Origin of the sequence: Halorubrum sp. SP9 (assembly GCF_005435015.1) — an archaeon.
Taxonomy (GTDB): domain Archaea; phylum Halobacteriota; class Halobacteria; order Halobacteriales; family Haloferacaceae; genus Halorubrum; species Halorubrum sodomense.
The window spans coordinates 1-26,047 of sequence record NZ_SGXU01000035.1; the positions used below are offsets into that span (position 1 = coordinate 1).

Consider the following 26,047-nt stretch of genomic DNA (forward strand, 5'->3'; position numbering starts at 1 on the left):
CCCCGCGCCGCCCGCCCCCACCACGAGCGCGTCGCGACCGTCGACGGACACGTCGTGGTGCGCGAGCGCCCGCGTCACCCCCGCGGCGTCGGTGTTGTGGCCGCGCGGGCGGTCGGCCTCGCCCGCCCGGACCGGGGCGTAGTCCACCGTGTTGACCGCGCCGATGCGCTCGGCGAGCGGGGCGGCGTCGACCGCGCTCAGGGCGTCCCGCTTGAACGGGACCGTGACGTTGAGTCCCGCGACGCCGAGGTCGGCGGCGCCTCCGACGGCCGCGGCGGCCGCGTCGGCGTCCGGCTCGAAGGTCACGTACCGCGCGTCGAGCCCGAGCGCCTCGTACCCCGCCTCGTGCATCGGCGGCGACAGCGAGTGGCCGACCGGGTTCCCGATCAGTCCGTACACGTCCATGCCAGCTCACGCGGCCGCGACCGACAAAAGGCGGTCGGTCGCGGTTCCCCTCGTCGGTTCCGCCCGGTCTCACTCCCGCCGTCCCTCGGCGTCCCGCTCGGCGTCGATGACGTCTTCGAGGGTCTCGGTACCGACGTCGCTCGCGACCTTCACGCCGACGAGCGACACGACGATGCCGCCGGCGATGAACGCCGCGAGCTGCTGGACCGGCGTCATCGTCATCCCGTAGAGGGACAGCGGACCGCGGACCGCCTCCTGCGCGAGGAAGTAGCCGGCGAACCCGCGGACGACGAGTGCGACCGCGGCGATGACGAACGGGAGGTTGAGGTACGGCGTCCGGATCCCCTCGTCGCGGATCAGCTCGTCGAGTAACCGCCCCACGGCCGCGGTCACGCCGGCGACCGCGAACCACGGGACCGCGGCGTAGGCGAACTCCACGACCTCGACGAGGCGGGGCGACCCGGGGTTCAGGTCCGAGGCCGCGAGAACGCCGAAGAATCCGCCGACGAGGGCGAGTCCCCCGGCGACCACGTACGTCACGACCGACACCTGCCCGGCGTACAGCGCCTCGCGGACGCGTTCGGGCATCCCCGCCACGAGGCGGTCGATAGCGAGCCCCTTGTACAGCAGCGCGGCGCCGAGCAGGCCGGCGACGCCCGCGACCGCCTCGCCGGCGGAGAACCAGTAGAACAGCGCCGGCACTAAGAGCAGCGCGACGCCGAACGGCACGAGGACCGTCGACCGCAGCTGCTCGTCGGCGAGGAACTGCTTGAGCAGGTAGTAGGTGGACTCGATGTCGCGGGCCTGCCGGACGACGACGCGGTCGACGGAGTCGACGGGGACCCGCGATTCGACGATCGGGAGGACGCGCTCGTCCTCGGCCGAGTCGACGACGACGATCGCGGCGCGCGGCTCGTACCGGTCCACGAGGTCGTCGAGCTGGGCCGCGATCGAGCGGTCGGCGCCCACCGCGCTGTCGCTCTCGGCGGAGACGACCGCCACCACCGACTCCTCGCGCTCGTCCCTGAGGTCGCGCGCGACGCGCAGCGACTCCAGTAAGCAGTTCACGCTGGCGTCCTCGGGGTCGTCCAGCCCGGCGTCGGTGACCAGCGATCGGACGGCCTCCCAGCCGGCGACCGGCATCGGGACGTTGGTGGCGCGACCGATCGCCCCCGAGCGGTCGACGCAGATGACCAGCGTCGTCACGTGTCGACGCACGCCGCGACCGGACAAAAATCCTCCCCGTGGACCGCCGTGCGGGTCTCGGTTCCCGTCGGCTCGCGCCGGTCCCCCCGCTCGCTACCGGAACTCCACGTCGATGTCGCCGCCGTCGTCGGTGAAGGCGCCCGCGACGCCGCTCCCGGCGGCGAACGCCACCCGTTCGGCGCCGATGCCGAGCCGCTCCGCGAGCCCGCGATCCGGGGTGAACTCGCGGACCTCGGGCTCGGCGCCGAGCAGGTCTGCGAGCCGGTCCTCGACATCGTCCTCGGTGCCCAGTTCGTCGACGAGCCCCATCTCCGCGGCGTCGTCACCGAGGTACACCCGGGCTTCGGTGTCCCGGATCTCGTCGGGGTCCATGTCGCGCCCCTCGCTCACGGTCTCGACGAACTGCTCGTAGTAGCCGTCGATGATCCCCTGGAGGTACTCGCGTTCGTCCTCCTCGATCTCCTTCAGCGGGACGCCGGCGTCCTTGTACTCGCCGGCGGTAAACTGCTCGTAGGTGATCCCGAGCTTGTCCGCGAGCCCCTTCGCGTTCGGCCGGGAGCCGACGACGCCGATGGAGCCGACGAGGCTCGCGTCGCGCGCCCACAGCTCGTCGCAGCCGCTCGCGATCCAGTAGCCGCCGGACGCGCAGGTGTCCGTCGCGTACGCCACCGTCGGCCCGTCGAAGTCGGCGGCGGCCCGCCGGATGTCGTCGCTCGGGACGACCTCGCCGCCGGGGGTGTTGAGCTCGACCAGCAGCGCCTCGACGTCCTCGTCCTCGTCGGCCGCCTCGATCTGCTCGACCACGTCGTCGGCGGTCGCGCCGCCCGGGCCCGACAGCGGCGACGGGCGCCCCTGGCTCCGCCGGATCGGTCCCGAAACGGTCACCTTCGCGGTGTTGTACTCGTCGGCGTCACCGAACCGGCCGCCGGTGAGCCGCGCGAGGAGCGCGCGGCCCGCGACCGTCGTCGCCGCGCCCACCGCGGCGGCCGCGAGCAACCCCTTCCGTCCGTTCGCCGGCGCGTCGTCCATACCGACGGTTGGCGTCGCACGGGTTTATAAGTCGTGGACGGCGACGCCGACCGCGACCGGGCCGGACCGACAGCTGCGGTCGGCATCCGGTGATCGACGGCAGCGACACTGGCGGTCGAGAAAAGCCGCAGAAACCGCGTCGGAACCGAGGGTCGACCGGGTTAGAGAAGGCCGGTCTTCTGGAGCTTCATCAGGTCCTCGGTGTCGAGCGTCTCGCCCTCCTTGAACTTCTGGTAGATCTCCTCGGCCTCTTCCTTCTCCTCTTCGCGCTTCTCGGCGCGCTCGTCTTTCCGCTCTTCCTCCTCTTTCTTGTCGAGCTCGCGCAGGCGCTTCTGGACGCGGACGAAGTCCTCGTGGTGGCGGTCGGCCGCCTCCTGGGCCTCGACGAACAGCTCGTGCATCTCGTCGGCCTCGTCGCGGATGTCGTCGGCCTCGCGGTAGGCCTCGATCATCTGGTTGTGGTGCTCCTGGGCCTTGTCGGCGAGCTCCGTCACCTTCTGGTGGTGCTGGGACGCCTCGGAGCGGACCTCCTCGGCCTCCTCGACGAGCTCGTCGAGCTCGCTCGTGTCGTCGACCTTGTCCTTCTTCTCGGCGAGCTTCTCGCGTTTGTCGTCGATCTTCTCGATGAGCTCGCGCTCGTCCTCCGCGTCGAGCACCTCCGTCTGCTGGCGGAACTCGAGGTCCTCGATCTCCTCTTCGAGCTCCTCGATGGACTTGCCGGAGCCGAGTTCGAGGTCCTGTTTGAGCTCCTCGACCTCGTCGAACAGCTCGTTGGCCTCGGCGTTGAGCTCGTTGCGCTTGTCCTTGTGCTCTTGAACCTGCTCGTTGAGCTCGTCGCGCTTCTCGCGGTGTTCCTGGGCCTCGTCGACCTTCTCGCGCGTCTTCGCGTTGAGGTCGTCGCGCTTGGAGGCGCGCTCGGAGGCCATCTGGTTCAGCTCGTTGCGCCGGTCTCGCAGCTGCCCGGCGCGTTTGATGAGCTGCCCCTTCGACCCGTTGTCGAGGTCGTCTTCAGAAAGGTCCACGTTGTCCGCCTCGTCCATCGGTTCCACGTCGTACTGCTCGATGACTTCTTCTTTCGTTACCATTTGTTATCTCTCCATCACCGCTCCGGCGATAGCGGGCGCTCGCTGTCGTGCGTCGGGCCGTCTGTAAGAACTTCCGTTCATTTCAGCGTGCGATTCCACCAGCGCCAGAGGCGTTCTGGTACCAGCAACTACCCCCGGGCGATACATAAATACTTCGGTGGTTTTCGTGTACACCGGTGGCATGGAGCGTGTACCCGGCGATTTCCGTGGTTACCGTTCACACGGTCGTCATCACGATCCGCCTCGCTCGCCGTCCGTCGTCACGATCCGCTTCCCTCGTCGACCGCGTACGAGAGGACGATCCCGTCGTCGAGCCGCTCCGTGTCGGTCAGCGTCAGGTCGGGGAACCCCTCGGTGAAGCCCGCGCCGTCCGCCAGCGTGGGCGCGTCGCGGCCGCCGACCACGAGCGAGCCGACGTAGGCGTGGAGCTCGTCGACGACGCCGGCCTCGAAACACGAGAAGATCACCTCGCCGCCCCCCTCGACCATCAGGCGGTCGACGCCGCGGTCGGCCAGGGCGTCGAGCCCCGCCGCCACGTCGACGCGTTCCTCGCCGGCGACGATCACCTCGGCGCCCGCGTCGGCGAGTGCCGTCCGTCGATCCCGGTCCGTCGCGGCCGAGACGAGCAGGTACGTCGTCGCCGCGTCGTCGAGGATCCGGGCGTCGGTCGGCGTCCGGCCCGTGGAGTCCACCACGACGCGGGCGGGGTCGCCGGGTCGTCCGTTCCGAAGGCGTTCGACGCGGCGGTCCTCCTCGTCGAGCGTGAGATGCGGGTCGTCCGCGAGGACGGTCCCGACCCCGACGAGTACCGCGTCGGCGGCCGCCCTGACGCGGTCGACCCGGTCGAAGTCCTCGGGCCCGGAGATCCGGAGCTGTTCCCGGCTGCGGGTGGCGAGCTTCCCGTCCACGCTCTGGGCCGCGTTGACGACCACGTGCATACGCGAGCGTCGACCGGACGCGGAATGGTCGTTTCGGTCGGGGCACCGGTCGGTCCCGTCCCAACGCATATCCGGCGGAGGACCGAACCGGTCCCTATGAGAACATCGACGATCATCATCCTCGTCGGCGCGGTCATCTTCGTCCTCCCGATCCCGGGCACGTTCATCCTCGGCGCGCTGGTCGTGCTCGCCGGGCTCGCCGCCCGCCTGTTCGGGCTCTGACCCGTCACCGTTTAGCCCGGGCCGACCGAGCGGCCGTCTGTGACAGATCCAACCGCACACCACGTCGGGGTCACCGTCTCCGACCTCGACCGCGCCGTCGAGTTCTACGCCGAGACGTTCGACCTCGACGTCGTCGCAGAGTTCTCCGTCGGCGGCGACGCCTTCGCCGAGGCGGTCGCCGTCGAGGGCGCCGCGGCCGAGTTCGCCCACCTCGACGCGGGCGACGCGATCGTCGAACTCGTCGCGTACGACCCGGCGGCGGGGTCGAGCGGCGACGCCGCGACCGGCGACCCCGAGCTGAACCGGCCCGGAGCGACCCATCTCGGTCTGTCGGTCGACGATGTCGAGGCCTTCTACGAGGAACTCTCGGACGACGTGGCGACGTTGAGCCCGCCGCGGACGACCGAGAGCGGGACGACCGTCCTCTTCGTCAGGGACCCGGAGGGGAACCTGATCGAAGTGCTGGACGCCTGAACGGACGGCCGTCGCCCGCGTTCCGGCTTACTTCACCTTCGTCCCCGGCGCGGCGTCCTCGTGGGTGGTGAGGAGGTCGGCCTCCTCGCCGGCCGCCAGCACCATCCCGTTGGACTCGACGCCGAACAGCTCCGCCTTCTCCATGTTCGCGAGCACGATCACCTTCGTGTCCGGCAGGTCGTCGACGTCGTGGAGCTGTTTGAGCCCCGCGACGATCGTCCGGGTCTCCGCGCCGAGGTCGACGGTGAGCCGCAGGAGGTCGTCCGCGCCCTCGATCCCCTCCGCGTCCTCGATCCGTCCGACGCGGACGTCGAGGTCTTGGAAGTCGTCGAAGCCGATGCGGTCGTCGCTGATGGGTTCGATGTCGGTCATGTCGGCGTCGGCGGCGTCGTCGGTGCCGTCGGTTTCGTTCTCCTCCTCGTCGTCCGATTCGTCTCCGTCCTCGACCGCGTCGTCGCTCTCCGACTCCGCGACGCGCGCTTCGAGCTTCTCGTTCAACGCGTCGACGCGCTCGTCTTCGACCTGTTCGAACAGCTCGGTCGGTTCGCGCAGGTCGCCGGCGGGGCCCTCGCGGGCCGCCTCGACCGTCGCGTCGTGGACGGATCCGGGCTCGCCGAGCTGGTCCCAGAGCCGCTCGCTCTTCTCGGGGGCCAGCGGCTCGAAGAGGACGGCGATCGCCTTCGCGAGCGCGACGCAGTCGTCGATGACCCGCTCCGCCTCTTCGGGCTCCTCGTCGACGAGCTTCCAGGGCTCGTTGCGCTGGATGTACTCGTTACCGTAGCGCGCGAGGTCGGTGACCGCGTCGCCGAGCGCGCGGACCGAGTAGTCGTTGACCGCGGCCGCGAACTCGTCGACCGCCTCGTCGATCCGCGCCGCGACCTCGTCGCTCGGGGCGTCGGCGTCGGGGCCGTCCTCGTAGTTCCGGCGGGCGAAGAGGAGGGAGCGGTAGAGGAAGTTACCGACGGTGCCCACCAGCTCGGTGTTGACGCGCTCGGCGAACTTCTCCCACGAGAAGTCCACGTCCTGCTGGAACCCGCCGTTGGTCGCGAGGTAGTAGCGCAGCGGGTCCGGGTGGAACCCCTCGTCGAGGTACTCGTCGGCCCAGACCGCGCGGTCGCGGCTCGTGGAAAACCCCTTGCCGTCGAGGGTGACGAACCCGCTCGCCATCACCGCGCGCGGCTCCGCGTGGTCGGTCGCCTCCAGCATCGCGGGCCAGAAGATCGTGTGGTGTTGGATGATGTCGCGGCCGATCACGTGGACGATCTCGCCGCCCTCCGGGTGCTCGTCGCTGACGCCCTCCTTCCAGGCGGCCTCCCAGTCGAACGCGTCGGCGCCGACGCGCTCGGAGTACTGCTTCGTCGAGGAGATGTACTCGATCGGCGCGTCGACCCAGACGTAGAGGACCAAATCCTCCGGGTTCTCTCCGGGGTAGTCGACGCCCCAGTCCATGTCGCGGGTGATACACCAGTCCTGGAGCCCCTGTTCGATCCACTCGCGGGGCTGGTTGCGGGCGTTCGAGGTGCCTTCGAGGCGGTCGAGGAAGCCGGAGAGGTAGTCGGCGAACTCGGAGACCGCGAAGAACTTATGGGTGCGCTCGCGGTACTCCGCGGGGTTGCCGGTGATCGTCGACTCGGGGTCCTCCACTTCGCCGGGTTCGAGGTGGCGCTGGCACCCCTCGTCGCACTCGTCGCCGCGGGCGTGCGCCCCGCAGTACGGGCAGGTCCCCTCGACGTAGCGGTCGGGGAGGTACTGGTCGTCGACGGGGTCGTACGCGACCATGATCTCCTTCTCGTAGAGGTGGCCCGCCTCGTCGAGGTCGCGGACGAGTTCTCGGGTGATCTCGGTGTTCGTCTCGTCGTGAGTGTGGCCGTAGTTGTCGAACTCGACGTTGAACTTCGGGAACGTCTCGGCGTAGCGCTCGTGCCAGTCGAGCGCGAACGCCTCGGGAGAGACGCCCTCCTGTTCGGCGTTGACCGCGACGGGCGTCCCGTGCATGTCGGAGCCGGAGACGAACGCGGTCTCCTGGCCGAGTCGTTCGAGCGCGCGGCTGTACACGTCGCCGCCGACGTAGGTGCGGAGGTGACCGATGTGGAGGTCGCCGTTCGCGTACGGCAGTCCACAGGTCACCACCGCGGGACGATCGGTGGGGAAGTCGTCGTGGCTCATGTGGTGTGTATGTCGTGTATCGGTCGATCGGGTCTAAAGGCCGCTGGTTCGGGGCCGACGAGGATCGCGCAGGCCGCGAGGGTTTTTGCGCGGTCCGCGAGGGGTCGACGGCCCAGGCGCTGCGGAAGACGACGGAATTCGCCGCCGCGCCGGCGTCGACCGCGCTACCGGTCGTCGCCGCCGCGACGGGTCCGCCCGCCGCTAAGAGGAGCGCGTCCGCATCCCGGGCCGCCGGATGTCCGTCACGTCTTCCGCTTCGCGCGGTTCGGTCTAAAAAGCGTCGCCCGAGGGCGGCTCACAGCGGGTCGCGGGCGGCCCGCGTCGGCTCACAGCAGGCCGCGGACGATCCGCGCCGCCTCCGCGGCCGTCTGCGCGAGGACGTAGATTATCGGCTCGACGCCGACCGCGCCGGTCTGGTAGACCACGAGCGTCTCGGTCCCCTCGCCCGCCGGGAGGTCGGCGGCCGCGACCGCGGCGGCGACCGCCTTGCGGGTCGGTCGCTCTGCGTCGAACTCGACGGTCGGGCGGTCGGCGGCGAGCGCCTCGACGGTCTCCGGGTCGTATCGGAGGTTCACGGCGCCGCGAACGTCCGCGCCCGCCTCGCGGGCCGCGAGCAGCACCGTGGCGACGTGTTCGCTCACGCCGAACTCCGGTTCGCCCGGCACCATCGCCCGCCCCTTGACGTCGACGAGCCGGCCGGGGACCGCGGCGACGTCGTCGACGGTCGCGGCGTCGGCGGTACACTCCGCGACGTTCGCGCCGACGTTCGGGATGAGGCCGGCGAAGCCGGAGGCGTTCGTCAGGGTGCGGAGCCCGCGCCGGACCGACGTGAGGACGCGCTCGCGCTCGCGGAGGCCGCTGTCGGGGTCGTGGACCGAGAACTCCACGTCGGCGTCAGCGAGCGCGGGCATCGCCGCCTCGTGGAGGTCCGCGAGCAGGTCCCCCTCCTCCAGCTGGCGGATCAGCACCTCGATCTCGACGAGCGCGGCCACGGGCGTCAGGTCGCCGTTCGCGAGCCCCTCGCCCACGCGCTTGACGAGGTCGCGCACGCGCTCGTCCGCGACGATGTCCTCGTGTCTGGCCACGTCGCCGGCTGCGTACTTCGAGACCGCGGACTGCGAGATGCCGAGCGCGTCGGCCACCTCCGACTGCGTGAACCCGCGGTCGCGGAGGTCCTCCGCGAGCATCGAGCGGACGGTGGGCAGGAACTCGTCGACGACGACCTCCTCGATGAACCTCATCCGCCGTCACCTCCCGAACGCGTCGCCCCTCCGCCGCCCTCGCCTCCGTCGTCCCCCTCGTCGTCGAACTCGGGGTCGTCGCCGATCCGCGACGCCTGCGGCCCGTCCTGCCCCTGGTACTTCGAGCCGCGTTCGGCGCCGTAGGGGCGCTCGGCGGGCCGCTTCAGCTCCGTGAAGGTGAGCTGCGAGACGCGCATGCCGGGCGAGAGTGCGACGGGAGCGGTGCCGAGGTTCGAGAGTTCGAGCGTGATCTGGCCCTCGTAGCCGGGGTCACACAGACCGGCTGTTGCATGGACCACGATCGCGAGCCGGCCGAGCGAGGAGCGCCCCTCGACGTGCGCGACGAGGTCGTCGGGGATCGCGACGCGCTCGGCGGTCGTCCCGAGGACGAAGTCGCCGGGGTGGAGGATGAACTCGTCCCCCTCGTCGACGGTCGTCTCGGTGACGTACTCGCTCACCTCGCCCGCGTCGGTCGGGTGGATACAGGGGATGTTGGTGCGCTGGAACTCCAGGAACCGCTCGCCGAGCCGGAGGTCCACGCTCGCGGGCTGGACCTGCTGGTCGACGTCGTCGAGCGGCTCGATCGCGAGGTCCCCCTCCGCGAGCCGGTCGAGGATGTCGGCGTCGGACAGGATCATACCGAGAGGGGGAGCGCCGGCGGCTTAAAAACTCCCGAATCCGCGGTCGCGAGCGCCCGGGCGGCGTCGGCGAGGCGCTCGGCGCCTCCGGTCGCGGCCAGTCTGGCGGGAGGCTCGGCGGGCGTTCAGACCGCCGCGAGGAGCAGGCTCGGAACGGCGAAGAACGTCGCCACCCCCGCCGCGGCCCCGCGGCCGAGGTCGTACTCGGCCTCCAGCCCGCCGACGACGATCACCCACTGGACCGCGATCGCGACCGCGGACGCGACGAGCAGCGGCCCGGTCGCGCCCGTGATCGCGGCGACGACGTCGCTCGCCACCGCCTCGCCGGTCGACCCGGATATCGCCGCGTTCGAGAGCGCGTACCAGATCCCGGCGAGCCCGGCGACGAGCCGGAGCAGTTCGGCGCCGATCGCCCAGCCGGCGATCACGAAGGAGTCGCCGACGGAGCCGGAGCCGCCCGCGACGCGCGCCCCGACGTGGAGCGCGACCGCGAACAGCGCCCACCAGAGCGGCACCCCGAGCAGCCCGTAGTGGATGAGTCCCGTCGCGGCGTCGCGGAGCTCCGTCCCCGCGTCGACCTCGATCCGCGCCGGCTCGCCGCACTCCTCGGCGAACATAGATCCGGGCTCGTCGCCGAACGTCTCGCAGGTCGACTCCGGGGGGCGGTCCGGGTTGTCGACGGTGATCCGCTGGTCGACGGTCGCGTCGAACACTCCGCCGAGCGCGACGATTCCGAGGCTGGTGCCGATCGTGACCACGACTAACATCGCGACCGCGACGGTCCCGGCGCGAGGGGAGTCGAACCCGTCGCGAACGCGGTCGAGGACGCTACCGATCGGACTCGCGAGGACGGCGAACGGGGAGGGCATCGTCGGGTGCTGTCCGCCGACGGACAAGTGCCTTTCCGCTCGCGGTTCGGGGCCGCGGATCGGCCTTCCGACCGAGCCGCGTCACTCCCGTTCGAGTTCCGTCTCCGGATCGGCCTCGTTCTTCTCGGCGTCCGCGGCCTTCCGCGCCCGGTCGGCCGCGAGTTCGCGGTCGATGTCGTCCTCGACGTACCCCATCGACTCGACGGTGACGACGTTCCCGCCGCCGGGGTCGACGACGATCACCTCCTCGCCCTCGTCGATCTCGCCTTCCATCGAGCGGGCGGAGTAGTGGGGGTTGAACCCGCCGCCAGCGAGCTTCACCTCGCCGCCGGTGGGGGTCACTCGCTCCGTGACCGTTCCCGTCTTCCCCTTCAGCGAGTCGCTGTCGCTGGTCTGTCGCTGCCCCTTCCCGCCGTAGAGGTCGAACTCGTGGTAGCCGTAGAAGGCGGCGGCGCCGAAGGCGAGGGTCAGAAGCGCCATGAACAGCGTGAGGAGGGCGCCGGCGACGCCGAGCGAGCTCAACACGAGCCCGCCGAGGCCCGCGCCGATGAGCGCGATACCGACGACGATGAAGTTCGCCCCGGGCGCGAGCGCCTCGGCCATCGAGAGCAACAGCCCGGCCGTCAGAAGGAGCAGCGGGAGGGTGTCCGGCGAGAGGAGCCCGGACTGTGCGAGCGCGTCCATGTCCGGTCCTACGGCCGCGGCCTGATAAGTTGTGGTGCGCGGGTCGCGACGCCGTTCGCGTCGCCGGCGCTCCCCGGAGGGCGGCCCCGACGGATCGGCGCCGCGCGCTCAGAGACCGAGGACCAACACGCCGACCGTGGCCGCGACCCCGAGGACGACGAAGACGGCGTGTTCGAGGTCGACGTCGCCCGGTTCTATCGGGTCGCTCTCCGGCGTGCCGGTGTCCTCCGTGATGCCGTCAGGACCCACGTCGTCGACCGAGAACCGCCACTTGGTCTCGTCGTCCGGGGTCTCGTCGCCGGATTCGTCGCTCATGGACGCGTTACGCGGCTCCGCGATAAATGACTGGCGGGCGCGGTCTCGATCCGGCACGGTCTCGATCCGGCGCGGCCTACCGCTCTCGGGCGGCGCTGATCACGTCGCCGTCGTAGACGACGCCTCGTTCGCCGTCGATGGTCACCGTGGTCCCGTCCGCGACCACCTCGGGCAGGCGGGCGCTGGAGACCATCGGGACGCCGAGTTCGCGGGCGACGACGGCGGGGTAGCCGGTCATCCCCTCGCGGGCGTCGACGATGCCGGCGACCCGGTCGAGGTCGCCGGAGAACTCCCCGTCGAAGTCGGCGCCGATCGCGACGACGCTCCCCTCGGGCAGCGCGTCGAGGTCGCCGTCCTCGGTCCGATGGACCGGGCCGGCGACGCGGCCGGCGACGACCGACTTCCCGGTCACGAGCGTCTCGGCGGCGACGTGGACCTTCAGGGTGTTCGTCGTGTTCGTCCCCTCGAACTCCGTGAGCATGCCCGAGAGGACGACGAGGGTGTCGCCCGACTCGGCGCCGCCGGTGTCGAGCGCGGCGTCGACCGCGTTGTCGAGGATCGCCTCCATGTCGTGGGCGTACTCCGTCAACACGGGACGGACACCCCACGAGAGCGCGAGCTGGCGGCGGACGCGGTCGTTCGGCGTCGTCGCGACGACCGGGACGCCCGGCCGGAACATGGCCGTCTTTCGCGCGGTGAATCCCGACTCGGAGACCGCGACCACCGTCGAGGCGCCGATGTCGCGCGCGAGGTAGCGCGCCGACCGCGCCAGCGCCTCGGTCCGCGACCCCTCGTCCGCGGTCGGGACGCGCTGCTCGCGCGTCTCCGCGTACTCGTCGCTCGACTCGATCTGCCGGACGATACGGTCCATCGTCTCGACGACGTTAACGGGGTCCTCGCCGACCGCGGTCTCGCCGGAGAGCATCACGGCGTCGGTGCCGTCGAGGACGGCGTTCGCCACGTCCGAGGCCTCCGCGCGGGTCGGCCGCCGCGAGGAGACCATCGAGTCGAGCATCTCCGTCGCGGTGATGACGGGGACGCCCTCGTTGACGCAGGTCCGGATGATCCGCTTCTGGATCACCGGTACGTCCTCCAGCGGGCACTCGACGCCGAGGTCGCCGCGGGCGACCATCACGCCGTCGGCGGCGTCGACGATCCCCGTCAGGTTCTCGACCGCGCCGGCGCGTTCGATCTTCGCGACGATCGGGATGTCCTCCCCGCCGCGCGCCTCCAGCTCGTCGGCGATCCGGTAGACGTCGTCTGCGTTCCGGACGAACGAGGCCGCGACGAAGTCAGCGTCGGTCCGGGCCGCGAGGTCGAGTTCGGCCTCGTCTTCCGGCGTGATCAGGTCGACGTCGATGGCGACGCCGGGGAGGTTCACCCCCTTCCGGGACCCGAGCTTGCCGCCGGAGACGACGGTCGCGACGACGGACTCGCCGTCGACGCGCTCGACGCGGCACTCGATCCGGCCGTCCGCGAGGAGGACCGTGTCGCCCGGGCCGGCGGCCGCGATCGAGTGGGTGAGGCCGACGCGTTCCGGCGTCGCGTCGTCGCCTTCGAGGAAGGTAACCTCGGAGTCGGTCGCGAGCGAGATCGGCTCGTCGATCTCGGCGGTCCGGACCTCCGGGCCCTTCAGGTCGACCATCACCGCGAGCGGGTCGTCGATCTCCTCGTCGACGGCGCGGGCGCGCTCGATAACCGTCTCCCGGTGGTCGGTGGTCCCGTGGCTGGCGTTGAGCCGGACGACGGACATCCCCGCGTCGGCGAGGCCGCGGATCGTGTCCCGGTCGTCCGAGGCGGGACCGATCGTACAGACGATCTTGGCGTTTCGCATACCGGCGGGTTCGACGTAGCGCCGGAAAAAGGCACCCGGTTGCGTCGCTCCCGAGTAAACGTTCGTGAAGAACGGTCGTGTCGCGGGTTCAGGCTCCGGAGCGCGGCGTCCGTTTATAAATCAACACGCGGTCGGCGCGTGCCTGCGAGCGGCCGGAGCGAAGCGGAGGCCGCGAGACAGCACGCGCGAGGGACGCGGCGAACGCGAGCGGCGCAGCCGCGAAGCGTGAGCCGCGAGGCTGGGGAGGCGTGAGGCTGCGGCGCTGTGCGGGGCGGGGCGGGACTCAAAGGGGCAGTCGCGAGGACGTCGCAGACGACGTAAGCACCGCAACGAGGGAGCGAACGAAGTGAGTGACCGAGTGAGGAGCGCAGCGAGTGTGCGGCGTCCTCGCGGCTGGGGCTTTGGAGGGGTTCGCCGTCGATTCGTCGGCAGCCGTTTATAAACGAGCAGTTAGGTATGTGGAGGGGTTCGCCGTCGCTTCGCCAGCAGCCACTTATAAAAGAACGGCCGAGTACGGGGGGAGTCCGCAACCGGAGCGTCAGCGGTGGGTTTTCAGTCGTCGGCGGGCGCGGGCGCGCCGCCGACCGACAGCTCGACCTCGGGCGCGTCGACCCCCAGCTCGTCGAGGGCGGCCTGCGCGGCGCGCTTGCCGGAGACGAGCATCGCGCCGAACGTCGGCCCCATCCGCGGGAGGCCGTGGGCGGTCGCGACCGCCATCCCGGAGGCGATCAGGCCGTCGTGGACGACGCCGGTGTGCTCGACGACGGCGTCCTCGCTCTCGCCGACCCACATCGAGTCGTGGCCGGGCGAGTCGTGGCCGGGGGCGCCGTACTCGCCGTCGCCCGTCTGGTCCATCCCGGTGTTGTGCTCCTTCGCGTGCTCGATGCCGGGCGCCGAGAGGACGCCGCGCTCGTCGAGCTTGCTGATCGCGACGGCGTCGTGGCCGGTCGCGTCGATCACGAGGTCTGACTCGACCGCGATGGGGTCGACGCAGGTGATCTCGCGGGGGAGCGCGTGGACCGGCGTCCAGTTCATGACGATGCCGCCGACCTCGTGGTCCTCGCGGACGACGAGGTCGGTGAACTCTGTCATGTTCTGAACGCGCGCGCCGGCGTCGCAGGCCGCCTTGATCAGCCCGGAGCAGGCCTCCGGCCCCGCCGCGGTGTAGAGGCCGTCGACGTCTTCGACCGGTTCGTACTCCACGTCGAGGTCGTCGAGGATCTCCTGGGCAGGGTCTCTGACCGTCACCGTGTTCATCAGGAACCCGCCGAGCCAGAAGCCGCCGCCGAGGTAGTTGTTCTTCTCGACGATCATCACCTTCACGCCGCGCTCGGCCAGCTCCTTCGCGGCCATCAGGCCGGAGGGGCCGCCCCCGAGGACGATGACCTCGGAGTCGGTGAAGTCGAGGAACCCGTCCGTCCACTCGTTCCCGATGGCCCTCGTTACGTCCGTCTCGCTCACGTCCGCGAAGCCGTCGAAGTCTTTCATACAACTTGGTAGTATTACTTGGTTGTGAAATACGTTGCGGTCGATACTCGGTCGACCCTTTCGTATCCTGCCGTGTCAACGCCGCCAGCGACTCGGCTGCTCGATTACACGTAGCCGCCGCCGGCCAACGGAATATATCATCAGAGCCTCAGCCGCTCGGCGATACGGGAATGCTCTCGTAGGGAACACCACCAAAGCCCCAGCCGCGAGGGCTCGGTGCGCTCGCTGCGCTCCTCGTCGCTCGTTTCACTCGCTCCTGCGGTGCTTGCGTCGCGCGCCGTCGCCCTTTCGTCTGCCCCTCTGCGTCCCGCCCCGCTCCGCACAGCACCGCAGCCTCACGCCTCCCCAGCCTCGCGGTTCGCTCGGGCCTCCCTCCGGTCGCCCCTCGCTCACCGCTCCCTCGCGCGTGCTGTCTCGCGGCCGCCGAGGGCGGCCGCTCGCAGGCACGCGCCGCCGCCGCGTCCGGTCGTCTTCCGCCCTAGCTGCTGACCGTCTTGTCCGCCCCCAACTCGCAGCCTTTTTACCTACGCTGGCGATAGAAGTGCCTACTATGGCTGAGGACAAGGCTCGAAGCACCGGCAGCGCGGGCCGATTCGGCGCTCGCTACGGCCGGGTCGCTCGCAAGCGGGTCCAGGACATCGAAGCGGAGATGCGCAACGCGACCGTCGACGGCGACGACGTCACGCGCAAAGGCACCGGCATCTGGGTCAACGAGGAGACCGGCGAGACGTTCACGGGCGGCGCGTACCGCCCCGAGACGCCCGGCGGCCGCACCGTCCGCCGCTCCATCCGCGCCGCGCTCGCCGACGAGGAATAGGACGATGAGCTACAAGTGCTCCCGCTGTAAGCGCGACGTCACCCTCGACGAGTACGGCGGCGTGCGCTGCCCGTACTGCGGCCACCGCGTCCTCCTGAAGGAGCGCGGCGGCGGTATTCAGGAAGTCGACGTCGAGTAACGCCGTCTCCCCCTCTCACCCCGGACCGTGACGGCGACGCGCGCACACGAGACGGTCCTCTCTTTCACCTACCCCTCCGAGCGGCGCGCTCGCGTCGTGGCCGACGCGCTCGCCCCCGAAGTCGGTGATATCGACGACGCCCGTTCGACCGCGACCGTCGACCGCGAGGACGACGCGGTCCGCGTCCGCGTGCTCGCCGACGACCTCGTGGCGCTGCGCGCCGGCGTCAACAGCTGGTCGCGGCTGGTCGCGGTCGCCGAGGGCGTCGGCGCGGGACCCGATTGAGATTCACCGAATACGCCGATACCGCGACTCTTCGGGCCGCTGCGAGCCCATATGCCCCTCGTCGGAGAAGTCGGGGGTTTTTCTGTCCGGGCCGCCTCGGTCCGCCCATGCAAGGGAACATGCCGCCCGAGGCACAGGAGAAGATCGAGGAACTGCAGGAGCTTCAGGAGACCGCACAGCAGGTCTCCGAGCAGAAAGAGCAGGCGCAGTCCGCGCTCAACGAGTCGAAGACCGCCCTCGACGCCCTCGAAGACGTCGACGAGGACGCGGGGATGTACCGCGAGATCGGCGAGGTCCTCGTCGAGACGGACTACGAGTCCGCCTACGACGACCTCGAAGACAAGGTCGACTCGCTCGAGGTCCGCGTCGAGCAGCTCGAGAAGCAGGAGGAGCGCGTCGAGGAGCAGTTCGACGAGCTTCAGAGCGAGCTCCAGCAGATGCTCCAGGGCGGTGCGGGCGGCGGCGGCGGTCCGATGGGACCGGGCGGCCCCGGCGCCGGCGGCGCGTAAGGCCGTGAGCAACGAGTCCGACGCCGCCTCGGAGCCGAGCGACGACGAGGTCGTTCGCACCGCGGCCGAGGCGGCAGAGGGGATCGTGTTCAAACACTACGACCAGTCGACGGTCACGGATCTGGACGTCACCGTCACGTTCGAGGAGGGGGTCCTCGACGTCGACGTCTACCTCAACGCGCCCGCGGACGCCGATCCGGACCGGGAGGCGGTCGCACAGGAGGCGGTCGAGACCGCCGGCGAGGCGGTCGACGAGCTGTTCGAGGAGTAGCCGGTCGCCGCTTTCGACGCCCCGCTTGTCGCACCGATGACCGGCAGGTCTTCTCTTTCTCCGTGTGTTTGACCCGCCTTACGCCGACTCGCAGACCGCCACGAAGTTCTCGAAGACCTCCTCGCCGCGCTCCGTGTGAGCCACCTCCGGGTGCCACTGGACGCCGTACAGGTCCGCGTCGGGGTCGGACATCGCCTCGATGCCGCAGACGTCGGAGGTGGCGGTGCGGGCGAACCCGTCGGGCAGTGCCGTCACCTCGTCGGCGTGGGAGGCCCAGACGCGCGTCTCGGGCGCGAGCGACCCGACGAGCGGGTCGTCGTCGTCGACGATCTCGACGTCCACGTCGGCGTAGCCGCCGTAGTCGCCCGCCCCCACCGCGCCGTCGAGTTCGCTCGCGATCAGCTGCATCCCTAGACAGATCCCGAGAACGGGAACGTCCAGTTCGAGGTAGTCGGGGGCGTTACCGACGCGATCCATGTCCGGGCCGCCGGAGAGGACGATCCCGTCGGCGTCGAGCTCCTCGGCCGGCGCGTCCGCCGAGACGATCTCGGTGTCGACGCCGAGGTCGCGGAGCGCCCGCCGCTCGAGGTGCGTGAACTGCCCGTGGAGGTCGATGACGACGATCCGAGTCATGGCCCCGATTGGCGGCTCTCGCACAAAAGCGGCTCGGAACTGGACGCAGTATCGTGGTGGTTTCGGCTATCGATCGGCGTTGATAATACACGAACACGGATCGATTCGGGGCACAGGCCGCTCACAGGTCGAGCGGGCCGCGCTTCGTGAACTCCCGGAGCAGCACGGTCGCGTACGAGCCGCTCGGGAGCGCGAACGCGAACCGGGGGTCCCCGTCCGCGAACGACGCCTCGAGGTCGGTGCGGAGGAGGATCGCCCGCCGGGTTCCCTTGGAGTCGAACTCGCCGGGGAGCGAGAAGTCGCTCGGTTCGATTCCGGCCTCGGAGAGGACCGCACGCTCTATCTCGCCGGGTTCGCCCTCGCCGAGCCGCGTCTCGGTGCCGACGAGCGGCGCGGTGACGAACGCCCGCCCGCGCTCGCAGTGCCGCGAGACCACGTCGACCCGGTCGGCGTCGACCCGCTGGAGCCGGTCGGCGTCCGGCGCGTACAGCTCGTCGGGGGCGTCGCCGTCCGCGAAACAGACCACGTCGCCGGCGACGGGGCGGTCGAACGGGAGCCCGCGCCGCAGCCGTTCGCTCGCGATCCGGTTGAAGAGGGACGACTGGGCGGCGTTGACGAACAGTCGCTGGAGGTTCGAGGGGACGGCCTCCAGCGCGTGCCACCAGTCGTCGCCGTCGGGCGGCACGTCGGGGTCGACGTCGCGGTCGGCGAGCCGGTGGACCATCGAGCGCTCGAACCGGAGCTTGCCGGGGATCGCGTCGAGACAGGCGGCCCAGTCGCCGTCGCCCGTGCCGTCGGCGGCGCGGTCGGCGTCGTCGGAGTCGGAGTCTCCACCGACCCCGAACGCCGCGTCGACGCGGTCGCGCGCGGCCCGGGTGTCGTCCGGCTCCGTCTCCGCGGGGTTGCCCGCGTACAGCCGGACCGCCTCGCGGGGGTCGCGCCGGGCGATCGCGAGCCCCACGAGGTGGGTGACCGGGCGCCGGCTGCCGAAGCGCTGCTGGCCGAAGTAGTTCGGGACGCCGACGGTCGCGTCGATCGGGAACTCGCCGGCGTCGGCTTCCGGAGGTCCCGCGTCGCCCGCGAACGCCCGCAGGTCCCGGACCGCGTCGACGACGCGGTCGGAGGCCTCGTCGACAGCGTCCGCGACCCGGATGTCGAAGGCGTTGCCGGCGAGGTCACCGAAGGCGAGTCCGCGCCCCGCTCGTCCCAGCGCCTCGATTTCGGCCCCGCGGATCTCGGGGAGGTCGTCGGCGTCGACGCCGCGGACCGTGAACAGCTGGGTGGTGACGGCGCGCTTGTCCTTCGTCCCCGCCCACGAGACGCGCTCGCGGCTGATCTGAAGCGCGTCGGAGAGCCGACGCGCGAAGTCGTTCGTGTCCCAGTCGCGCAGCGTCGCCCGGACCACCAGTTCGGGGTAGCTCCCGGTCTCGGCGTCCAGCGGCGCCGCGTCGAACGCCTCCAGCTCTCGGACCCGGAAGTCCTCGGGCGACTCGCGCAGACGCCCGCCGATCCCGTCGGCGCCGCTGACGTAGTAGTCGATGCCGACGGCTCGCTCCGTCGGGTGCGCCTCCCGGAGGGTGTACTCGGGGGGCATCTAATACAGCGAGAGGTCGCCAGTCACGCGGTCGACACTCTCGTCGCGGGCCGGGCCGACCGCGAGCGCGGTGACGGTGCCCGGCTCCAGCTGGGTGTGGCCGGCGTCGCGGACGATCGCGTACGGGAGCCCCTCCGTGTCGGCCTTGTCTGCCAGCTCGAACAGCTGGCTCTCGGAGCTCCCCTTCAGCACGACCTTCTTTTGCCCCTCGCCCTGCCACTTCTTCCGCGCTCGCTCGCCCGCGTCCTGGTACGCCGACAGCGACGCGTGCGCGACCTGCGCGGCGAGCTTCCCCTCGCCCATGCCGACGTCCGTCCGGGCGACGATGGCCTGTTTCATGTCCCGACTCACCGCCGCCGCGGATTTAGCGCTTTGCTCTCGCCCGGCGCGTCGGCGGGTGTGCGGATCGGCTGGTCGGCGCGTCGGCGGGGCGGCGGGACCGCCTCGGGCGAAACGCGGGTCCGCGAAGAGCGACCGCGACCGAGCGACGGTCGCTCTCAGTCGTCGGCGGGCGCCGCACCGCCGCGAGAGGCGGCGCCGAGCCCGGCGGCCATGCCCGCGACCGTCCGCTCGTTGTCGACGACCCAGCGCAGCAGGAGGAACGCGAAGAGGTACTTGGCGACGATGTCCATCCCGCTGTACGCCCACGAGGTGACCGCGACGTCGAGCACGGCGAGCCCCTCGGCGCCGAGCGCCCAGAAGATCGGGTAGCCCAGCCACAGGACCACGGTGAGCAGCTTCAGCGTGTTGAATATCTCGGCGGTGCCGGCGACCTCGGCGTCCTCGGCCCACTCGGCCAGCAGGACGTAGAGGACGACGACGAAGAACGCGCAGCTGATGACGTACCAGACCCAGCGCAGCAGGTACGAGGACGTGGTGAGCGCGGCCGCGAGCCCCGTGACGCACATCCCGATGTCGGCGGTCACGGCGGTGAACAGCTTCGTGGCGTTCGACCCGGCCAGCAGGCCGAGCGCGACGAGGATCATCGGCGTCGACAGCGCCCACGTGAGGTACCGCCCCCACGGGGTGAGAACCTCTTGACCGGCCAGCGCGTGGCCCGCCGGCATCTCGAGGAAGCTCACCGTGAGCCCGGAGACGAGCCCGGTGTAGCTGGAGATGGACACCAGCGGGACCATCAGCGTCGCGACGAAGATCAGCTGGGCCCGGGGGTCCTCCAGGTTTCGCCCCATATAGACGAAGAGGAGTATCGAGAGGCCCGCGAGCGCGATGTTGATCCAGAGCGACGAGGCCAGGAGCGTGTCGCCCTGGATGGCCTCGAAGATCTGCGTCTGCGTCATTTCGAGCGGGACCGTACCGCTTGCGAGCGCGTCAGCGGCTGCTGTTTCCATCATGCGACGCCCGTCGCTACGCGTCGGCTTCAGTAAACACAACAACCTGACTGGTAAGGTTTTCCTGACTATTTTCGGTATCAGCTCAGATTATTCGAAATCGTCTCGTTCTTCCGAACAGGAATGGACGATCGTTTTCCGTAGCCTGGACTCAGCGTCCGACCAGGGGAAGCCGATCGAGGGGTCCGCTCGCGACGTCCGCCTCGACCGCGGCCGCGCAGTGTTCGCCGCCGAGCAGGCACATCGGCACGCCGATTCCGGGGTTACTGCTCCCCCCGACGTAGTAGAGTCGGTCGGTCCCACGGACGCGCGGCCCGGGTCGGAGCGGCCCCGTCTGTCGCATCGTGTGCGCGAGCCCGAGCGCGCTCCCGCCCGGCTGGTCGAACCGCGCCGCGAACTCGGAGACGCACGCCGACTCCTCGGCGACGATCCGGTCGCGGAGGTCGACGCCGGTCCGCGACGCCACCGCGTCGAGGACCCGGTCCCGCAGCGCCGCCCGCCGGTCCGGCGTGTCGTCGAGCCCCGGGGCGAGCGGCACGAGCGTCACGACCGCCTCGTGGCCGTCGGGGGCGACCGACGGGTCGGTCCGGGACGGGACGTTCACGTACACGACCGGCTCCGTCTCGCCCGTCGGCCACGCGGGGTCGTCGAATATCGCGTCGAAGTGCGGGTCCCAGTCCGTCGGGAGCGCGAGCGTGTGGTGTTCGAGCTCCGGCAGCCCTCCCTCGACACCGAGGTACAACAGGTGCGCGGCGGGTCCGTACGTCCGCCGGTCCCAGTAGCCGTCGAGTCGGGGAACCGTCCCGTCGGGGAGGAGCTCGCGCTCGACGTGGGCGGGCGGCGCGTTACAGACGACCCGGTCGTGGACGTAGCGGTCGCCGCCGAGTTCGACCGCGACGCCGCCGTCGATCGGCTCCAGGCCCGTCACCTCGACGCCGGTGTGGACGTCGGCGCCGGCGTCGCGGGCGACGGTCTCGACCGCCGCGACCACCTCGTACATCCCGCCCAGCGGGTAGTAGACGCCGAGCCCGTAGTCGACGTGGCTCATCAGCTGGTACAGCGCCGGCGTGTTGTGCGGCGATCCGCCGAGGAAGACGAGCGTGTACTCCAAAAGCTGCCTGAGCTTCGGATGGTCGACGTACGATCGGACTCGGTCGTCGAGACTAGAGAGCAGGTCGAGCTCCCGGCCCCCGGCGAGGACGTCGAGCGAGAGGTAGTCGCGGAACCGCGACCGCCCGGGGAGCACGAACCGCTCCATCCCGGCGTCGTACGCCCGCTCGGCGTCCGCGAGGTACTCGCGGAACGCCGCCCCCGCGCCCGGCTCGTACGACTCGAACAGGTCGGCGGCCGCGTCCGGGTCGGCCGGCACGTCGGCGCTGTCGCCGTCGTTCCAGAACACGCGGTAGTGCGGGTCGAGCCGCGTCAGGTCGTAGAACTCCGCGGGCGACCGGTCGAAATCCGCGAAGAACCGCTCGAAGAGGTCCGGCAGCAGGTACCACGACGGGCCGGTGTCGAACCGGAACCCGTCGAGTTCGAGCCGACCGGCGACCCCTCCGACGCGCTCGGCGCGCTCGTACACCGTCACCTCCGCGCCGGCGGCGGCGAGGTAGGCGGCCGCCGAGAGCCCGCCGACGCCGGCCCCCACCACCCCCACCGACCGCCCGCGGAGCGTCTCGTCGCTCATGGGTTCGGTACGGGCTCGCACGGTCTGAGTCGTTGCCAACTCTCGACGGGCCTTTATCAGGGGGTTCACCGAGCCGCCGAGACGCGTACTCGTTCGGCTTCCTTTTTTTCCGGCTTCGACCACACAATCGACACATGGGACGGCGGTCGCGGTCGTCTGACTCAGGTTCGACCGATAGCCTCGGCTCCGGCTCGGCCGGCTCCGACGGCGTCGCTCGTTCCGGCGCTGCGCGGAACGATTCGGACGCGGCCGGAGACCCCGAGCGGCCCCGTGGCGGCGACCGCTCGGGCGACGCCGGCGTCCGAGTCGAGGTCGTCGTCCGCGACCCGACGCCCGCGCCGGTGGCGGCGGCGCTGCCGCCGGGCGCGGTCGCGGAGGACGTCGACCGCGTCCGTGTCGGCGACGCGGTCGTCTCGCAGTTCCGCGCCGACCGCGCGGTCGACGCCGAACTCGTCTTCGACGGCGGCGACGAACTCGTGTACCGCTGTCGGAATCAGCCGACGGGACAGTTCCCGTCCGCCGCCGTCGAGTCCCTCGGCTACCCCGTCTCGACGGTCACCGTCCGGACGGCGCCCGACCGGGTCCGGCTCGCGCTGTCGCTGCCCGCAGCCGATCCGCTCGGCGACGTGATCGACGCGCTGGAGTCGACCGGCGCGTCGGTGCGGCTCGAACGGCTCACGAGCTCCGGCGGGGCCGACACCCGGTCGGATCCGGTCGTCGTCGACCGGGGGCGGCTCACGGACCGGCAGCGCGAGGCGGTCCGGACCGCACAGCGGCTCGGGTACTTCGAACACCCTCGCGGAGCGAGCGCGACCGAGGTGGCCGACGCAATCGGTATCGCTCGCACCACCTTCTCGGAGCACCTCGCGGCGGCGCAGCGGCGCGTCTTCGAGGACCTCGTCGGCGGGTGAGACCGGTCGGGGTCGCCCCGGCGCGCCGGAGGTCCGATCGCGCTCGGACCGCGGCGCGAGGTCCGTTCCCACTCGGCGGGGTCGACCGCGGTATTGAAACCCCTCAGGCACCCAGATGGGGTATGTATCGGAGACGGTTCCTTCGGCGGGCCGGCGCCGCCGGGAGCGCGGCCGCGACCGTCGGCCTCGCCGGGTGTGCGAGCGTCGGTGGCGAACCGGATTACGACGTGGGGATGGTCGCCACCGCGTACCGACCGCGCGAGGTCACGGTCTCTGTCGGTGACACCGTCGTCTGGGAGAACACCAGCGCGCGAGCGCACACCGTCACCGCGACCGAGGGCGGGATCCCGGACGCCGCAGAGTTCTTCGCATCGGGCGGCTTCGACGACTACGCGTCCGCGGAGTCGGCGTGGTGGTCCGACTTCGGCGGGAGACTGGAGAACGGCGACCGCTTCGACCACACCTTCACCGTCCCCGGCACCTACGAGTACGTCTGTATCCCCCATCGCAAGGCCGGGATGTTCGGCACCGTCGTCGTGGAGGAGTGAGTCGCCCGTGAGCCCATTCGACGGGTCCGCCCGACGGACCGCCCCCCGCTCCGCGGTCGTCGCCCGACGAAACCCATTCCCGCGCGGGCCCCGAACGGGAGGTGACTGATCCGCATGGCCCTCCCGTCGCTCCTCGGGACTGACGTCCTGCTGTTCCTCGCCATCGGACTGCTCGGCGGCGCCCACTGTATCGGGATGTGCGGCCCGCTCGTCACCGTCTACGCCAGCCGGATGGACGCGGACGCCGGCCGGACCGACGGCGGCGAAGCGGGGGCCGCGCGCGCACCGAGCGCCGCGACCGACCGAGAGGGACACCTGACCACCTACGAGGTCCGCCAGCACGCGCTGTTCAACCTCGGCCGCGCGGCGAGCTACGCGACCATCGGAACCCTCCTGGGCGCGATCGGCGGCGCGGTCCTCGTCACCACGGCCACCGTGACCGGCGCCGCGGCGACCGTCCGCGGGGGGGTCGGGATCCTCGCTGGCGCGGTCGTCGTCGTCGTCGGTGCCCGGTACCTCCTCGGCGGCGCGACAGGCGGAGTCCATCTCCCCGGGCTCGAACGCGTCACCGAGTGGCTCACCGGCCACGTCGACCGCCTCGCGAACGGGCCCGGCATCGTCGCGCTCGGCGCGGTCCACGGCCTCCTCCCCTGTCCGATCCTCTACCCGGCGTACCTGTACGCGTTCGCGAGCGGCTCCGCGGTCGCGGGCGGCGTCGCGCTCGGCGCGCTCGGACTCGGCACGATCCCCGCCGTCTTCGCCTACGGGACGCTGATAGAGAGCGTCGAGCCCGTCCACCGCCGCCGGATCCACCGGCTGCTGGGCGTCGCGTTCGTCGCGCTCGGCTACGTGCTGTTCGCGCACGGGCTGATGTCCGTCGGGATCCGCGTGCCGCACCCGCGGCTCCCGTTCTGGAACCCGCTCGACGCCGGCATGGGGGGAATGTGAGATGAGCGGAGGCACCGACGCGTCTCCGGGCGGCGGCGGCGACGCGTCCGGAGACCCCGGCGACGACCCCGCCGTCTGTACCCTCTGTGAGCTCTCGACCGCCGGCGTCGACGTCACCGACGACGACGGTAATCGGTTCTGCTGTACCGGCTGCCGCGACGTGTACGGCGCGCTCGGCGACGTCGACGTCGACGTCGACGCGGACGCGGTCCGCGAGCGCCGGCAGGCGGGCGAGGACGCCGCGGCCGACGCCGCCGGAGCGGACGCTTCCGCCGACGGCGACCGCGACGTTCCGGACGGCCACGAGGCGACGTTCCTCGAGGTCGACGGGATGCACTGTGCGACCTGCGAGGCGTTCATCGAGACGGTGGCGACCGACGCCGACGGGGTCAGCGGCGCGAGCGCGAGCTACGTCACAGACACGGTGCGGATCGACCGCGACCCCGACGCCGTCACCGTCGACGACCTCACGGAGACGGTGAGCGGGCTGGGGTACAGCGCCTACGCCCGCGACGACGCCTTCTCGCGTCGACAGGCGGACAACATGGCGACGGCGCGGCTCGCGGCGGGCGTCCTCGTCGGGATGGCCGTCATGTTACAGTACATCGTCCTCATCTACCCGACGTACTTCGCGTTCCCGTTCTACAACGAACGGACCCTCGAGTACCTCAACGCGGCGATGGCCTCGACCTCGGGGACGTACTTCTTCATCGTCATCGCCGTCCTCACCACCATCGTCCTCTTTTTCACCGGGAAGCCGATCCTTCGCGGCGCGTACGTCAGCGCGCGGACGCGCTCGCCGAACATGGACCTCCTCGTCGCGATCGCGGCGGTGAGCGCCTACCTCTACAGCACGCTCGCGGTGATCTTCGTCGAGTCGCCCTCCATATACTACGACGTGACCGTCGCGATCGTCGTCATCGTCACGGTCGGGAACCACTACGAGGACTCGGTGAAGGACCGCGCGACGGAGCTCCTCTCCGAGGTCACGGCGGTCCAGGTCGACGACGCGCGGCGGCTGACCGCCGACGGGGAGACCGAATCGGTCGCGGTCGAGGCGCTCGAACCGGGCGACCGCCTCCTCGTGCGCGCCGGCGAGCGGGTCCCGGTCGACGGCGAGGCGGTCGACGGCGACGCCGCGGTCGACGAGTCGGTCGTCACCGGCGAGTCGCTCCCGGTCCGGAAGGTCGCCGGCGACGCGGTCGTCGGCGGCTCCGTCGTCACCGACGGCTCGCTCACGGTCGCGGTCGGCCCGGACGCGACCTCCAGCCTCGACCGCGTCGCGGAGCTCGTCTACGACCTCCAGAGCGGGAACCACGGCGTTCAGAAGCTCGCGGACCGACTCGCGACCGTCTTCGTCCCGGCGGTCCTCGTCATCGCGGTCGTCGCCGCCGGCGCGTCGCTCGCGCTCGGCTCCGCGCCCACCGACGCGATGCTCGTCGGACTGACGGTGCTGATCGTCTCGTGTCCGTGCGCGCTCGGGCTCGCGACCCCGCTCGCGGTCGCCGCGGGGATCCGCGACGCCCTCGAACGCAACATCGTCGTCTTCGACGACACCGTCTTCGAGCGGATCCGCGACGCGGACACCGTCGTCTTCGACAAGACGGGGACCCTGACGACCGGCGAGATGCGGCTGATCGACCGCGCGGTCGACGACGACCTGCTCCGGCTCGCGGCCGCCCTCGAATCGCGGTCCGCGCACCCGGTGGGGCAGGCGATCGCCGCGGCGCGGTCCGCGGCGGACGCGGCCGACGACGGCGCGACG

29 protein-coding genes are annotated in these 26,047 nt (G+C 71.0%); 11 read left to right on the plus strand and 18 right to left on the minus strand.

The window, feature by feature from the left end; genetic code table 11:
- The 5 genes from EXE45_RS14070 to EXE45_RS14090 form a co-directional block, all read right to left on the minus strand.
- Positions 1–405, minus strand: a 405-nt coding sequence (locus tag EXE45_RS14070) for a shikimate dehydrogenase (protein WP_369333761.1), incomplete at its 3' end; no start/stop codon positions are given.
- Between the two features lie 69 nt (positions 406–474).
- On the minus strand, positions 475–1,611 hold the full coding sequence (locus EXE45_RS14075) for a DUF373 family protein (protein ID WP_137694705.1): 1,137 nt from the start codon (positions 1,609–1,611) through the stop codon (positions 475–477).
- Positions 1,612–1,704: 93 nt separating this feature from the next.
- Positions 1,705–2,640: a signal peptide peptidase SppA gene (sppA, locus tag EXE45_RS14080; RefSeq protein WP_092921033.1), complete on the minus strand. Its 936-nt coding sequence runs from the start codon at positions 2,638–2,640 to the stop codon at positions 1,705–1,707.
- Positions 2,641–2,801: 161 nt separating this feature from the next.
- Positions 2,802–3,725: a coiled-coil protein gene (locus tag EXE45_RS14085; RefSeq protein ID WP_092921034.1), complete on the minus strand. Its 924-nt coding sequence runs from the start codon at positions 3,723–3,725 to the stop codon at positions 2,802–2,804.
- Between the two features lie 260 nt (positions 3,726–3,985).
- Positions 3,986–4,663, minus strand: a complete 678-nt coding sequence (locus tag EXE45_RS14090; RefSeq protein WP_137694706.1) for a 2,5-diamino-6-(ribosylamino)-4(3H)-pyrimidinone 5'-phosphate reductase — start codon at positions 4,661–4,663, stop codon at positions 3,986–3,988.
- 96 nt (positions 4,664–4,759) lie between these two features.
- On the opposite strand from EXE45_RS14090, the gene EXE45_RS21720 reads away from it, so the two are divergent.
- Together EXE45_RS21720 and EXE45_RS14095 are read left to right on the plus strand one after the other, a co-directional pair.
- The gene (locus EXE45_RS21720; protein WP_255510256.1) at positions 4,760–4,885 is read left to right on the plus strand and encodes a hypothetical protein; all 126 of its coding nucleotides are present in this window, start codon (positions 4,760–4,762) and stop codon (positions 4,883–4,885) included.
- A gap of 39 nt (positions 4,886–4,924) precedes the next feature.
- Positions 4,925–5,359: a VOC family protein gene (locus tag EXE45_RS14095; RefSeq protein ID WP_137694707.1), complete on the plus strand. Its 435-nt coding sequence runs from the start codon at positions 4,925–4,927 to the stop codon at positions 5,357–5,359.
- A 27-nt stretch (positions 5,360–5,386) separates the two neighbouring features.
- On the opposite strand, the gene metG is transcribed toward EXE45_RS14095, so the two are convergent.
- From metG to EXE45_RS14135, 8 genes are all read right to left on the minus strand, one after another.
- Positions 5,387–7,525 (minus strand): methionine--tRNA ligase, encoded by a 2,139-nt coding sequence (gene metG, locus EXE45_RS14100; RefSeq protein ID WP_137694708.1) that lies wholly within the window; start codon positions 7,523–7,525, stop codon positions 5,387–5,389.
- Positions 7,526–7,851: 326 nt separating this feature from the next.
- The gene (locus tag EXE45_RS14105) at positions 7,852–8,766 is read right to left on the minus strand and encodes a thiamine-phosphate synthase family protein (RefSeq protein WP_092921038.1); all 915 of its coding nucleotides are present in this window, start codon (positions 8,764–8,766) and stop codon (positions 7,852–7,854) included.
- Positions 8,763–9,404 (minus strand): dCTP deaminase, encoded by a 642-nt coding sequence (dcd, locus tag EXE45_RS14110; RefSeq protein ID WP_092921039.1) that lies wholly within the window; start codon positions 9,402–9,404, stop codon positions 8,763–8,765. Before dcd ends, EXE45_RS14105 begins: the two co-directional genes overlap by 4 nt.
- Positions 9,405–9,529: 125 nt before the next feature.
- Positions 9,530–10,273, minus strand: a complete 744-nt coding sequence (locus tag EXE45_RS14115) for a YIP1 family protein (RefSeq protein ID WP_092921040.1) — start codon at positions 10,271–10,273, stop codon at positions 9,530–9,532.
- A gap of 81 nt (positions 10,274–10,354) precedes the next feature.
- Entirely contained in the window at positions 10,355–10,957 is a 603-nt protein-coding gene (locus EXE45_RS14120) for an NfeD family protein (protein ID WP_092921041.1), read from the minus strand.
- Between the two features lie 108 nt (positions 10,958–11,065).
- The gene (locus tag EXE45_RS14125) at positions 11,066–11,272 is read right to left on the minus strand and encodes a hypothetical protein (RefSeq protein ID WP_241989493.1); all 207 of its coding nucleotides are present in this window, start codon (positions 11,270–11,272) and stop codon (positions 11,066–11,068) included.
- 76 nt (positions 11,273–11,348) lie between these two features.
- A complete protein-coding gene (pyk, locus tag EXE45_RS14130) occupies positions 11,349–13,106 on the minus strand; it encodes a pyruvate kinase (RefSeq protein WP_137694709.1) in 1,758 nt (585 codons plus the stop codon).
- A gap of 552 nt (positions 13,107–13,658) precedes the next feature.
- Positions 13,659–14,594 carry a thiazole biosynthesis protein gene (locus EXE45_RS14135; protein ID WP_092921044.1) on the minus strand — a complete coding sequence of 312 codons (936 nt, stop codon included), beginning with the start codon at positions 14,592–14,594 and terminating at the stop codon, positions 13,659–13,661.
- A gap of 550 nt (positions 14,595–15,144) precedes the next feature.
- Here EXE45_RS14135 and EXE45_RS14140 point away from each other — a divergent pair.
- The 5 genes from EXE45_RS14140 (at position 15,145) to EXE45_RS14160 (ending at position 16,615) form a co-directional block, all read left to right on the plus strand.
- Positions 15,145–15,411 carry a 50S ribosomal protein L37 gene (locus EXE45_RS14140; protein ID WP_048078289.1) on the plus strand — a complete coding sequence of 89 codons (267 nt, stop codon included), beginning with the start codon at positions 15,145–15,147 and terminating at the stop codon, positions 15,409–15,411.
- 4 nt (positions 15,412–15,415) lie between these two features.
- Positions 15,416–15,550 carry a DNA-directed RNA polymerase subunit P gene (locus EXE45_RS14145; RefSeq protein WP_092921045.1) on the plus strand — a complete coding sequence of 45 codons (135 nt, stop codon included), beginning with the start codon at positions 15,416–15,418 and terminating at the stop codon, positions 15,548–15,550.
- A 27-nt stretch (positions 15,551–15,577) separates the two neighbouring features.
- The gene (locus tag EXE45_RS14150) at positions 15,578–15,835 is read left to right on the plus strand and encodes a KEOPS complex subunit Pcc1 (protein ID WP_092921046.1); all 258 of its coding nucleotides are present in this window, start codon (positions 15,578–15,580) and stop codon (positions 15,833–15,835) included.
- A gap of 119 nt (positions 15,836–15,954) precedes the next feature.
- Complete coding sequence (locus EXE45_RS14155) at positions 15,955–16,344, plus strand: prefoldin subunit beta (RefSeq protein WP_092921358.1); 390 nt, start codon at positions 15,955–15,957, stop codon at positions 16,342–16,344.
- Between the two features lie 4 nt (positions 16,345–16,348).
- Positions 16,349–16,615, plus strand: coding sequence for a DUF3194 domain-containing protein (locus tag EXE45_RS14160; protein ID WP_092921047.1), 267 nt, complete (start codon positions 16,349–16,351; stop codon positions 16,613–16,615).
- Between the two features lie 78 nt (positions 16,616–16,693).
- Here EXE45_RS14160 and EXE45_RS14165 read toward each other — a convergent pair whose 3' ends face one another.
- The 5 genes from EXE45_RS14165 to EXE45_RS14185 form a co-directional block, all read right to left on the minus strand.
- Positions 16,694–17,248, minus strand: a complete 555-nt coding sequence (locus tag EXE45_RS14165) for a GMP synthase subunit A (protein ID WP_137694710.1) — start codon at positions 17,246–17,248, stop codon at positions 16,694–16,696.
- Between the two features lie 121 nt (positions 17,249–17,369).
- Positions 17,370–18,842 carry a tRNA pseudouridine(13) synthase TruD gene (truD, locus tag EXE45_RS14170; protein WP_137694711.1) on the minus strand — a complete coding sequence of 491 codons (1,473 nt, stop codon included), beginning with the start codon at positions 18,840–18,842 and terminating at the stop codon, positions 17,370–17,372.
- Positions 18,843–19,181, minus strand: coding sequence for a peptidyl-tRNA hydrolase Pth2 (gene pth2, locus EXE45_RS14175; protein ID WP_092921050.1), 339 nt, complete (start codon positions 19,179–19,181; stop codon positions 18,843–18,845).
- A gap of 158 nt (positions 19,182–19,339) precedes the next feature.
- Entirely contained in the window at positions 19,340–20,140 is an 801-nt protein-coding gene (locus tag EXE45_RS14180) for a bacteriorhodopsin (protein ID WP_092921360.1), read from the minus strand.
- Between the two features lie 202 nt (positions 20,141–20,342).
- The gene (locus EXE45_RS14185) at positions 20,343–21,875 is read right to left on the minus strand and encodes an NAD(P)/FAD-dependent oxidoreductase (protein ID WP_137694712.1); all 1,533 of its coding nucleotides are present in this window, start codon (positions 21,873–21,875) and stop codon (positions 20,343–20,345) included.
- Between the two features lie 134 nt (positions 21,876–22,009).
- Between EXE45_RS14185 and EXE45_RS14190 the strand changes: the two genes are divergently transcribed.
- The 4 genes from EXE45_RS14190 to EXE45_RS14205 form a co-directional block, all read left to right on the plus strand.
- Positions 22,010–22,786, plus strand: a complete 777-nt coding sequence (locus EXE45_RS14190; protein ID WP_092921052.1) for a helix-turn-helix domain-containing protein — start codon at positions 22,010–22,012, stop codon at positions 22,784–22,786.
- A 122-nt stretch (positions 22,787–22,908) separates the two neighbouring features.
- Positions 22,909–23,334 carry a plastocyanin/azurin family copper-binding protein gene (locus EXE45_RS14195; RefSeq protein ID WP_092921053.1) on the plus strand — a complete coding sequence of 142 codons (426 nt, stop codon included), beginning with the start codon at positions 22,909–22,911 and terminating at the stop codon, positions 23,332–23,334.
- Positions 23,335–23,448: 114 nt separating this feature from the next.
- The gene (locus tag EXE45_RS14200; RefSeq protein ID WP_092921054.1) at positions 23,449–24,282 is read left to right on the plus strand and encodes a sulfite exporter TauE/SafE family protein; all 834 of its coding nucleotides are present in this window, start codon (positions 23,449–23,451) and stop codon (positions 24,280–24,282) included.
- A gap of 1 nt (position 24,283) precedes the next feature.
- On the plus strand, positions 24,284–26,047 hold a 1,764-nt coding region (locus EXE45_RS14205), incomplete at its 3' end, for a cation-translocating P-type ATPase (RefSeq protein ID WP_137694713.1).